We start from the raw sequence: 12,296 nt of genomic DNA, 5'->3' as shown, positions 1-12,296 counted from the left end.
TTTGGCAGCCTCTCCACCGTATTATCCAATCGGGTCAGGCTTTAAGATAGACTTCCAATTGATGTGTAAGCTCCTCGATCCAGCGATGCTCCGGATCTGCAAGAAGCGTTTGCCACCCTAACAGGTGCGCCGGTTCCAAATTTCTGGCTTGATCGTCTACAAATAAGATCCATGACGAATTCACGAATTTGCTCTGGACTTCCTTATATATATTCGGATCAGGCTTGCACAGTCCGACTTCGCTAGAGATAGTCAAGCTCTTAATGAAGGGATAGACCGGTATTAATAATTCCGATAACCATTCGATTCTATGATTGCTCAGCAGATGGATATCTGCGATGGCACTCCACTGCGCAAGTCTGCCGAAAGCAGGCAAATAAGTTAGATCCTGGCGAATGAACTCACGTACTCTTCTCGCATCTACGGTCGGATAAGATTTCACAAGCCATACCCAGAATTCCTCTTCAGTCACTTGACCTGTCCATAAAGCTTCGCGTACCTCAGAACGAAATCTGGTTCTAAACTCCTCTGGTGAGGTCTGTGCCAAAGCAGCAAGATCACTCCAATAGCGAGGAGAGAAATTCGTAATGATTACTCCTGCTAAATCTAGCACCAGCTGCGGTTTATCCATGATCACACGCCCCTTCTATTGGCTCCACCGAATTCAGTTCGAACCGCGATCCCTGATGACGTACCCTTGCCCAGGCTCAATCTCTGTGAACCCAGCCATCTGGCGGGCTTGGAACCCGATGGGTCGATTCCTGCCAACTAGAATCATATTTTGGATGTCGGAAGTACCTCCTGAAGGTAAAGCAAATGCCTTGAGATACGCAAACTCTTCGCCTAACGTCGTATATATAGCATTCATGAGCTGATCATGCTCACCTTTTCCGAACAGGTTCATCATCAACATGCCCGAGGAGTCAAGCTTTTCTCGGCACATCGCGAAAAAGGGTTGGGAGATCAAATGATGAGGCGTTCCTTTATCCGTGAAGGCATCCAAAACAATACAATCGTAAGCATGCTGCTCTTCGTTCCCCAGAATTTCCCGTCCATCGCCGATGCTTACATTATGTTGGGTGTAACCGAAGAATGTTTTACTTAATTCCACAACGGTAGGATCAAGCTCCGCTACCTTAACCCGTCTCTCTGCGTAATGCCCCGCAAGTGTCCCGATACCGTGCCCGATGACGAACATACGATCGAAGGATGGCATGTTACTCTCAATTAAATGGATCATCGCACGCGGATATTCAAAGAGGATGCGTGCCGGCTCATCCAAATCCATCGCACCTTGGATCGCTTGATTGGAAAATTCCAACACGCGGAACCGTCCTTTTTCGCCGTACAATTCGGATATGTCATAAACGGTTATTTCATGATTGGGGCTGGCTGTTTTGAATAACAAATCCAATCTATCAATCCCTTTCTGCAACAGGAACATCTGACTTGTCTAAGCTGATATCCGAACTAAAGCCTTCCATCCGCAAAATCCATGAAGCATGCCCAGTCATAACGAGTAATGTCATGTTTTCCGGCCCGGAGGTGAAAGCCCAGCTTCTCGCTTATCACCGGAGTATTGACAGGCGGCATCTGATCCGTGTCCAAACCGCTATATCCGTGAATCGAATAAGCCGGTTGCGCGAGAAGCAAGCCTAGAAATTCGGATTCGGGATCCGCCCATTTGTCCTCGGAGGCGCTGGCTACGTAGAGAAGCCGTGGCGCTATGAGAGCAAGCAAGAAATGCTGGTCAAAGGGCAGTTCATCCTCCCGGTCATTAAACGTCTTATAATTATCATTAAACCAATGGGGGTTGCCCCGGTTAATATTGGCCAGCCGCTCGCCTGTCTTGCCTCGTGCAATTGCGGCCCCTGAGCAGCCTGAGTTATTGCTGATGACGAGCGCAAATCGTTCGTCTAAAGCTCCCGCCCATAAGCAGGCTTTGCCGCTTCTTGAGAATCCGACAATCGCAACCCGCTCCGAATCGATCTGCGGATCACATGCCAAATAGTCCATGACACGGCTCGCGCCCCACGCCCAAGCGGCCATAGCCCCCCAGGCATCTGCCGAGCGAGGCTGGTCTGCTGCATCGAATAGGCCATGAACGCCATTCCGGTAGTCTTCATCGAAGGCATCCGGATCCAGATCCTCTACATGATACACAACCGCCGCATAGCCTCTCGCTACCATATCCTCCGCCGGCCAGTACGCCGCGCAGGCTTCCAGCTCTACATCAAATACACGTTGGCCTTTGATTGCCGCGTAGATAAAGGCAGGTACTCTGGCAGCCCCAATAGGCGTATAGACAAGTACACGAACGCACCCTTCACCGCCCTGTCCTGTATAAACGATGTCTACTTGCTTGCGTAACGCTTTCCCCTGCATCGCTATTTCCTCACTTACGACATGGAATCGCAGGGAATCGGGACGGCCGATCGGTTCTCTGCCATAAACATACTCCCGGTACAACTCTATAATTTCCGGACGTCTGCTGTTCTTCCAGTCCTCGACAGCCATCCTATCACGGCTGCCGCCGCTTGCGAATAGCTCCGGTAGTAAGCCTCGTGTACGTTCCATTTCCATCTTGTCATACTCCCCCATTTGGTGAACTGAAAAAGGAGCAAACAAGGATCCCCTGCTCACTCCTTTGACAATACAGTGATTCATATCATAAAGAAACACCCAAGTAGCCTCGCGTTAATTGGAAATCAACGTTCCCTCTCTCGTAGAGCCGCGGTGTATACGTATGCTCAATTATTTGCTTGCAGCGCTCTAGAATCTGATGGGTCCAAGCATTCGGATCTCCCATGAGCGGCAAATCCAAATCATGGCCGTAATTGTGCAGCATGAGCGGCTCCGAAGCGATTTGCAGCATAGGTACGAAAGGATGGGTTTGCATCGGACGATGACCGACCAGCGCGATAAGGAGTTCTACGCCCGTCGCGGCCAAGCCTGTAACCGTCTCCACCCAATGCCCGGTTGGCGCTTCCATGATATGAAAGCCGCTATGGCGCACATGCTCGCCATAGGCAATGGACGGCTGAACATTCGCCGAGGTGAATACATGCGGGCCATAAGAATCCGCGGATAGCAGGCCGCTGTTCTCCGGAACGACCACCAAGCCGCCTGCGCCAACGACCCGTTTCGTCAATTTCGCCAATTGCTCGCCGGCGTGATCGGAGATGGCGCCATCGCTAACGATTCCGATTCGCAGACCTTCCGGACCGACCGCCGCCTTCTCCATGGTTCCGGCTGCCGCCAGCTGACCGGCAAACCATGCTTCCACCTTCTGCATCACCTTCGTAATACCGCCGTCCAGCTGAATGCTGGCGTAACCGAGACGGCTTGCATCAACGCCCATCTCCTCCATCTGGTGACGCATATAGTCGTTATGCGTTTTCTCGCAGCCGTGCTCCAGCAGCAGACAATGTTTCACCATCGGATGAGTGATATAGCCGATCATCGTGCGGGCATACAATTGCTCGGCTTGCCCGCCTGAATTGCCGCAGCCTTCCGTGTGAGCCAAGGCTACATAACGCGACAGCTCGGACTGCCCGGCTCCCTGCTTGTTCAACCGCTGCACAATCATATGGGCTACCTGTCCGGCGCATAAGCTGGTCGGCAGGATCAAGCCGATGTTGTCGCTGGCTTGGCGGCCTTGCTGCCGGAAGATGTTGAACTGAATTGGAGGAGCAGCCGCTTCCGTATCCGGTTGAATATCTATAGGCACTCCCGCCGGTACCGGAGGATGGAGCAATTCCTCCAGCCGGCTTGCATCATGCTGCCGCCAGTTTCGCCAGATCTGTACTTGAGCGTGTCCTGCTTTCTCCCCCACGCTGCGCTCGCCGGAGGCAATTCGGATCGTCAGCTCGAACACCTCTTCGCCGAGTTCATCCATCGGCGTGCCTTCCAAATACGTCCCCGCATTGACATCCATATCTTCGGATAGCAATTGAAAGCGCTGCGTCGTGGTAACAACCTTGACTGTCGGCACATAAGGGAAATTGGTGATAGAGCCGTTACCGGTTGTGAAGAAAATCAGATTGCAGCCGGCGGCGATCTGTCCGGCAATGCTCTCCAGGTCGTTGCCCGGGCTATCCATGAAGTAGTATCCGCCATCCTTCATCAGCTCTCCATACTCGGTGGCATAGTCGAGGCGAGTAACCGGATCTTTCTTGCGGGCTGCTCCTATGGATTTGAGATAAATATTATAAAGTCCGCGATATTTGTTGCCGCCGGAAGGATTGCCTTCCGCACTGGCTCCGTGCCAAGACGTCCGCTCCTTGAAGCGGTCCACAAGCTCCAAAAATTTGCGTGCGGTTTCTACGCTGCTTACCTTGGACAAGACATAAGGCTCCGCTCCAATCAATTCATCGGTTTCCGCCAGACTGGCGGAGCCCCCGTACCGCACCAATTCTTCCGAAATCCAGCCCAGCAGCGGATTCGCAGAAATGCCGGAGAATGCGTCCGACCCGCCGCACTGCAGTCCGATCTTCAGATGGCTTATCGATTCAGGCGTCCTGTGCATCGCATGGACCGCAGGCAGCCATTCGCGTACAATGGCTTCGCCTCCGGCCAGACTCTCTTCAAAGCCGCCTTGAAGTGAAATGAACTTATGCAGCACTTCATCGATCGGGTAGCTGTGGTCGCGCAAATACGTTCGGACCATCTCGTTGGTTACCGGTTCTATTCCATAGTCAACGACCAAGACAGCGCCCACGTTAGGATTGACAATGAATCCGGCGAGCGTCCGCACCAGCAAATCAAGGTTATTCGGATTGGCAGCTCCGCCTTCCGTATGTGCGACGGGAACAATTCCATCGATATTGGCATAGTCCTTCGCTTCGCCTTGCAGACGAGCGGCAAGCTGCTTCACGTAGCTGCCCGTCCGCGAGGTGGTGCCAAGCAATACCACATAATTGCGGGTACCTACGCCGCGCGCTTCACTGCGGCGGTACCCCATGAAGGTGCGGGTTGCCGTGTAAGCGGGCGATGCCGGAGCGGGCTGAAAGCCTGCCTCATCGAAGACATAAGGATGAACTTGATCCGTGAAATTGATGTCACCCGGTAAGGCAAAAGGAAGTTGACGCACACGAAGTTCACCCAATACCGCTTCATTAATCACATAATCCCCCGGCTGAATAGCTTGCACGGCGGTCCCATAGGGTAATTCCCAAGAAAGCAGCTGTTCGCCGGGGGCAATGGCCTTCACCGCGAATCGATGGCCTTCCATGACCGTATAATTCAAGGTTAGGATACGGTTCTCATAGTGAATGACGGTTCCGGCTTCCAGTTGGCGTGTTGCAATGGCACAGTTATCTCCGGGTAAGGGAAGTCTGGCCACGTCTTCGAATCGGTAAGCTGCGGTCATCGATTTCCGGCTCCTTTACATAGTTTCGCTGGAACAATCCCTCCATCATTGGAAGCGCATACAATAGCTGCGTATATCAGCTTACTCCAATGAGCCATAAATGACAGCCCGCAGACGCGGATGGACGTAGGGCTCAAGGCTCGGCAGCAGCTGCTGCATGTACACGACAGACAATTCTTCTTGCGGATCGATTAGCAAGTAAGACCCGGCAAGACCGGCCCAGCCGAACTCACCGATCGAGCCGTTGATGCCGCCGACTGCAGGATCGATCATCACGCGTACGCCTAAACCATAGCCGTAGCCTTTCATATGCGGCCAATTGAAATCTTTGATTTGCTGCGGACTCAAATGATTGGTCGCCATCAATTGAACCGTCTTCGGGCTAAGAAGCCGCACACCGTCCAGCTCCCCGCCTTTCGCCAGCAGCTGCGCGAACCGGCTGTAATCGCCGATCGTCGAGAGCAGGCCGCCTCCACCGCTTTCATGCCGGCTATCCGGTTGATAACGTGCGTCCATCCTTGTATTCGGCGTAAGCGTGCCGTCTTCCGCACGGTCGTACATCGTACACAGACGATCCCGCTTGTCCTCTGAGATCCGGAATGAGGTGTCAGTCATCCCTAGCGGACCGAAAATTTCCTTATGCAGAAATTGTCCGAAGGTTTGCCCGGACAGCACTTCGATCAATGCGGCCAGAACATCATGGCTTGTGCCGTATTTCCAATGCATGCCGGGTTCGAAAGCCAGCGGCACGGCAGCGAGCGATTGAGACAATGTCTGCATGTCAACGGTCGATGCGGCGTTCTCCATGATGGCCCGTGTGCGGCGTTCAGTTTCCGTGCCGTCCCCACCGTATGTAAGTCCGGAGGACATCGTGAACAAATCCTTGATCCGAATCGGACCAGCCGCAGGCGATAAGGCATGGACGCCGAATTCGTTGTACCGGTACACCTGCGGTTTGCTGAATGCCGGTAAGTATTCCTCAAGCGGATCGTTAAGCAGATACAGTCCTCTCTCATAAAGCATGAGTGCAGCTGCGCAGGTAATGACTTTCGTCATTGAATAAATCCGGTAGATGGTATCCGGCGTAATATCCTTCTTCTTCTCCAGATCCGCGTAGCCCAGCGTTTCTTGATAGACAACCTCACCCCGCCTTACAACCGTGCAGGCACAGCCGGCAGGTCCTTTCTCCACAACACTCTTGAGCAGCGGAGTCAATCGCTCATTCAGTCTCTTACTTGGGTTCATTGTTCAATCCCCTCCCAGAAACATTCTCAAGTTTCATTATAGCATATTCTTCCATAGGAATTAGCGTATTTCCTCCCTCCTTCTTGCCCGTAAACGGAATGAAGCTGCCCGTCGTAACCGGCAGCTTCGATCTCAACTATAAGTGTGGACTCGCTGTTCCTTCTTTCTGAAGTGCCTTGGACTCTTCGATCGCTTTGTCCATCGCGTTGTTAATCATCCGCAGCGCCGTCTGGCTATCCTTGGATTCATTCCAGATCAGCGGGAACACCATAGACGTCTTCGGATCGATGAAGGTCAAGTTCGGTTTACGCGGAGCCGGCATCGCATTGTTCAGCGCAAACAGCGATTGAAGACTTTTCCCTTTTAATTGCTGTACGCCCTGCCCGTAGGCTTCCTGCACGGCTGGGGTCATCAAAGGAGAGCTGATGCCTTGCTTAGCCCGCTCAATCTGAACCTCTTCCGATAGCAAATAGGCAAGTACTTGAAAGGCGAGCTCCTTCTTCTTGGACTGTTTCGTAATGAACGCTCCTACGGAGTACGGCTGGTATTTGAACGAGGATGCTTCCGGGAATACGGGCACCGCTGAGACATCGAAGTTCAAGTCTTTATTTTGACTCCAATCGACTATGCTCTCTTCCACATCGACCGCCATGGCAATATGGCCTTTGGGGAAATCCTTAACGGTTGTGAATTGGTTGCCGGGAATATCATAGAACCGTCTAAGGTTATCTACGATACGAACCCATTTGTCCGAGACCAGGCTTGCCTTATCTTCATTCGGGTTCAGCGCAGGCTCCGAGAGCTGGTTATAGGTCATGTAATATTCGGGATGCTGCTGGTAACCTTTATAAGTAATATCCCCTTCCTGACGCGTCAGCTTTTTGGCTAATTCATAAGCCTCATCGTAAGTCATGCCAGGCTTCGGGTAATCCACACCGAACTTGTCGAAAATATCCTTATTGTAGAATAGCAAGTAGTCGCTTCCTTCGAAGGGAAGAGAGTACAATTTACCGTCGGACGTATTCATCGATTGCTGCATCATCGCCGGATTCAATTTGGTCGTGTCGAAATTATATTTTTTGATGAGATCGGTCATGTCCCATTGCAAATCGTATTTCCGAATCGATCTGTACGTATTGCGGCGGGCATCCTCTAAAATAATATCGGGAATCGTTCCTGCGGCAACCAAATCCTGATACTGTCTGCCGGGATTATCCCATTGAACGTGCTTGATTGTAATATCAGGGAACTTCTTCTTGATATATTGGCCGATAAGCCGATCGAAATTCTCTTCCTTTAAGTATCGTTTGTTGAATAGCTGGTCTCCAGTAAAAATGAACAATTCGTTATCCGGGGATGAAGTTTCAGGGCTAGCTGTCAGATCGGGACCGAGAGAAGCCGTCTCTGATTTGCAGCCGGTCACGGTTAACAAGGCCACGGCCATCGTGATGGTTATTTGAAAAATCTTATTCATTAGCGCTTGCCTCCTGTATAAGTTCGCCATTCATCCTACTGGTACGGGTTTGTTCCGCCTTGCTTGACAAGCTCTTGAGCCTCTTTAATATTTTTGTTCATCAAATCGTTCGTCATCCGCAGCGCCGTTTGGCTGTCTTTGGATTCTTTGGCAATCAGATTCCAGACGCTGTCCGAATTCGTATCAATGAACGTTAGCCCCGGTTTGCGAAGCTGCGACTTGGCGCTGTTGAGATAAAAGATCGATTGGGTATGCTTGCCGTTCCATTCCGGCAGATTCATCGCGAAGGCTTGTTGAACAGCCGGGTCCATGAGCGGTGTGATGACACCTTGCTTCGATAATTCGATCTGGTACTCCGGTGACAACAGATAGGCAATCACTTGGAAGGCCAAGTCCTTCTTGGTCGACTGGTTCGTTATGAACATTCCATTCGTATTGGACTGAAACTTGGATTTCGGCGATTCCGGAAATACAGGCACCGACGAGATATCAAAGTTAATATTCTTGTTCTCATTGATCAGTCTTGTCGCATTCTCCAAGGAGTCCACGATCATCGCAACGTTACCTTTGGAGAATTGATTCGTTTTGACCAATTGGTTGCCGGGTATGTCATAGAAACGTCTGATGTTGTCAACGATCTTCACCCAGTTGTCCGAGTTCATCGCTGCCTTGTCTTCATTAGGATCGAGTCCAGGCTCCGACAATTGATTAAATCTCATATAATGGGCTGGATTCATTTGAAAACCTTTGTAGGTGATATCCCCTTCCTGCCGGGTCAGCTTCTTCGTCATTTCATAGGCTTCATCCCAAGTCATGCCGTCCTTCGGGTAATCTACACCGAACTTGTCAAAAATTTCTTTGTTATAGATGAGCACCCACTCGTTGTTATTAAAGGGCAGTGAATACAATTTTCCTTCGGAAGCGGAGATGGACCGCTGGATGTCGGATGGATTCAGTTTCCCGATGTCAAAATTGTATTTTTTGATCAAATCTGTCATGTCGTATTCCATTTTGAATCGGCCGACCTGTCTGTAGGAGTTGCGCCTTACTTCATCAAAGATAATGTCAGGAATCGTGCCTGCAGCTATCAAGTCCTCATACCTTCTGCCCGGATTATCCCAAGCAACATGTTTAATCACGACATCCGGGAACTTTTTCTTGAGAAATTGACCGATCTGCTTCTCGAAAATATCTTCTTTGACGTAGAATGCCGGCCAGGCCGTATAGATGAACAATTCGTTAGCTGCAGGCTGAGCAGGACTCTCCTTGACTTCGACGGTGTCCGGACTGGACGTGCAGCCGATCAGTCCTGTGCCGACTATAGCCGCAAGCAGCGTTGTAAGAATGATGCGCTTTGTCATGATCTCCCTCCGCAATTTGTAATTTGATTCAATAATGTGAAGCAAGATTATCATAATCCAAACTCTGCAAGTTGATAATTCTAATATCCTAAGAAAGGTGGACGGTTTTAAAGTAAATTGCGGTTAACGATAAAGCTTCTGAAATTCACCAGGAGTTAATCCGGTCGCCTCTTTGAACACACGGGTAAAATATTTAGCATCCGAATAGCCCACCTGCTGCGCAACTTCGAACGATTTCAGAGGACGCAGCAGCAATTCTTTGGCCTTCTTCATTCGCATATCTTTGAGATAGGCGGTGAAGGAGATTCCCAGCTCTTTTTGAAACAAGGAACTTAAGTATTCCGGGGTAATGCACATGGCATTCGCCAGTTCTTCCAACGTAATTCCACTGCTGAACTTTTCCTGGATGATTTTCATGGATTTATGGATCACCAGACTGTGGCTTTTGGGCATTTTGGCCAAATGCTCAGCAATTTTGTCAGCGGTTTCAAGCAAAGCTTTGCGCAAATCATGAGGGTCTAGCCGTTCAAACTCCGTGCCCGGATGATTTTGGGACAATTCCGTAAGCAGATGAGACGTCATCTGTTTCTCAGCGGTTAGCAGGACCTGCTGCAAATCATCGGCTGTAATCGGCTTTAACAAGTATTCAATGACATTGCCGATTTGCAGCGCTTTACGGGCAAGTTCGAATTCGGAGTACCCGCTTAATATAATCGTTCGGGGAGCGATGCCTTCCATTTTCAATGATTCCAGCATATCGATCCCGCTCATGACGGGCATACGAATATCGGTCACGACTAAATCCGGTCTACATCCTTTAATCGTCGTCAAGCCTTCCGCACCGTTCTCACATTGTCCGACTACCTGATAAGCGTCACTCAATCTGTGAATCAAACGAATAATTCCATTGCGTACCTTCTCTTCATCCTCGACAACGACGATTCTCATCTGTCATTCACCATCCTTCGACTCGGCGGCATTCACAGGCACCATCAGACGGATTCTGGTCCCCTCGCCTACCTTGCTCTCGATCTCGCATCGCGCTGGATCCCCGTAGTACAGCTGCAGCCTGTCAATTACATTGCGTATGCCGATCCCGGATCCGGCCGCCGCATGCTCCCGGTCACCGCTGTCCATCAGCGTTCTTATCGTAGATTCATCCATGCCGCAGCCGTTATCTTCCATGACTATGGATAAAAAGTTCTCCTCCTCAAGGCGGATTCGGATATGAATTTCTGCGCCTGATTTCTTGCCGGCAAAGCCATGGATAATCGTGTTCTCAATGAAAGGCTGAAGTAAAAGCTTATATATCTTCACTTCTTTTACACTTGGATGCAGATGTACAGCATACTGAAACGAATCGTTAAAGCGATTTCGTTGTAACGTTAAATAATGCTCGAGCCATTCGAGCTCGTGTGCGAGAGGAACCATCTGGTTGCTATGGCTTATGCTGTAGCGCAGAATGTGCGCAAGCCCTTTGATCATCCGGCTGATCTCATGCTCCTCCTTCTCAATGGCCATCCAGTTAATTGAATCTAACGTGTTGTACAGGAAATGAGGGTTGATTTGTGCCTCTAAGGAACGGATCTCCGATTCCTTCTGCTTCTGTACGGCTAATTTCGTCTTACGCATCAACTCGTTAATCGTAGTCATCATTTTGTTGTAACTGGAAGCAATAATCGAAATTTCATCTCCCGTATCGTCTTTGATTTTCACGTCGAGATTGCCGAGCTCCGTCAGCTTCATCGCATTCACGATTACATGTATCGACTTCGTCAATAAGCCCGAGAAATAGACGATGAGCAGCGTAGTGACCAGGAACATAACGAAACCTGTCCATATATTAATGTTTTGCATGGCGTACATTTCGCCGAACATGTTCTGTTCATTGGTGATGCTGACAATCGTCCAGCCCGTCTTCTCATTCGGGTAATAATTCATGATCGAGGGCTGCCCGAGAATCGTCCCCTTCTCCGGAAGATGCTCTTTGTCTAAATCCTTCACGCCGAGCATATGGGCATAATTGGATCCGATCCGGTCTTCGTTCGGGAATGACACGATGTTCTGCACATGATCGATGAGAATATTGGCGTTGCTCATACTTTGAACTTGCGTATCTGTGAGCGAGTTGCTGCATGCTTTTGCAAGAACCGATTCCTCTAACGTCATGACGATATAACCCATCTTCTCCAGACCATCGGATGAAATGCCGTAAATCCTCCGAGCGATATGGAATACGAATTCGTCACCGGCAGCCGACGCCAATTTCTCCGTCGAAGTAATAAGGGGACCCTGCTGAATGTTATTCAACTTCATGATCAATAAATAGGGAATATTATTCTGCTCTTGTGCCCATAAGGAAGAGCCTGTCACTTTATCGTAGGAAGCTAAAATATTTCCGTTATTATCAAAATAGGTGAATCCACGGATGCCTGATTTGGAGTTGGAATAGCCGGAAAAGATCCGGATAAGTATGTCGGAATAGTTCAACTGATCGAAATCGGAGCCATGAAGTATTTTTCTGGTAGATGTAATAACATCTTCGCTAATAATCAGTTGATACAGGACATCCTCGTATTGGGATAACATCGAATCCAAATTTTTGTTCGTTTGAATCAAGTTAAACGTAACCAGTTCGTTAATTTTGGACTTCATGGCATGCGTCGAATTCGTATAGGTCATGTAATGCATGAATATGGATGGCAAGAAGGCGACCAGAACAAAAGTAATAATCAATTTGTTTTTGTAGTTGAACTCAAGCTTGTTGAATATACGCATATGCCTCCTGTTGTTCGCTTCCCGGAAATTTCAAAAAAACAAGGGCGGAATCAGCGGTTCCACCCTT

9 protein-coding genes are annotated in these 12,296 nt (G+C 49.7%); all 9 read right to left on the bottom strand.

Features of this window, described 5'->3' with window-relative positions:
• Positions 1-34: 34 nt before the first annotated feature.
• Positions 35-631 (bottom strand): HAD-IA family hydrolase, encoded by a 597-nt coding sequence (locus PUT07_RS14995; RefSeq protein ID WP_274468960.1) that lies wholly within the window; start codon positions 629-631, stop codon positions 35-37.
• A gap of 33 nt (positions 632-664) precedes the next feature.
• Positions 665-1,414, bottom strand: coding sequence for a spermidine synthase (locus PUT07_RS14990; protein WP_274468959.1), 750 nt, complete (start codon positions 1,412-1,414; stop codon positions 665-667).
• Positions 1,415-1,470: 56 nt separating this feature from the next.
• Positions 1,471-2,583, bottom strand: coding sequence for a glucuronyl esterase domain-containing protein (locus tag PUT07_RS14985; protein WP_274468958.1), 1,113 nt, complete (start codon positions 2,581-2,583; stop codon positions 1,471-1,473).
• 85 nt (positions 2,584-2,668) lie between these two features.
• Positions 2,669-5,371, bottom strand: a complete 2,703-nt coding sequence (locus PUT07_RS14980) for a UxaA family hydrolase (protein WP_274468956.1) — start codon at positions 5,369-5,371, stop codon at positions 2,669-2,671.
• An 81-nt stretch (positions 5,372-5,452) separates the two neighbouring features.
• A complete protein-coding gene (locus PUT07_RS14975) occupies positions 5,453-6,616 on the bottom strand; it encodes a serine hydrolase domain-containing protein (protein WP_274468955.1) in 1,164 nt (387 codons plus the stop codon).
• 136 nt (positions 6,617-6,752) lie between these two features.
• The gene (locus tag PUT07_RS14970; RefSeq protein WP_274468954.1) at positions 6,753-8,090 is read right to left on the bottom strand and encodes an ABC transporter substrate-binding protein; all 1,338 of its coding nucleotides are present in this window, start codon (positions 8,088-8,090) and stop codon (positions 6,753-6,755) included.
• Positions 8,091-8,125: 35 nt separating this feature from the next.
• On the bottom strand, positions 8,126-9,451 hold the full coding sequence (locus PUT07_RS14965; RefSeq protein WP_274468953.1) for an ABC transporter substrate-binding protein: 1,326 nt from the start codon (positions 9,449-9,451) through the stop codon (positions 8,126-8,128).
• A gap of 123 nt (positions 9,452-9,574) precedes the next feature.
• Positions 9,575-10,399 (bottom strand): response regulator transcription factor, encoded by an 825-nt coding sequence (locus PUT07_RS14960; protein WP_274468952.1) that lies wholly within the window; start codon positions 10,397-10,399, stop codon positions 9,575-9,577.
• A 3-nt stretch (positions 10,400-10,402) separates the two neighbouring features.
• A complete protein-coding gene (locus PUT07_RS14955; RefSeq protein ID WP_274468951.1) occupies positions 10,403-12,229 on the bottom strand; it encodes a cache domain-containing sensor histidine kinase in 1,827 nt (608 codons plus the stop codon).
• Positions 12,230-12,296 lie beyond the last annotated feature (67 nt).

Origin of the sequence: Paenibacillus sp. MAHUQ-63 (assembly GCF_028765165.1) — a bacterium.
In the GTDB taxonomy this organism is placed as follows: domain Bacteria; phylum Bacillota; class Bacilli; order Paenibacillales; family NBRC-103111; genus Paenibacillus_E.
The sequence above is the reverse complement of the archived record's forward strand: the minus strand, read 5'-3'. Positions and strand labels throughout refer to the sequence as shown.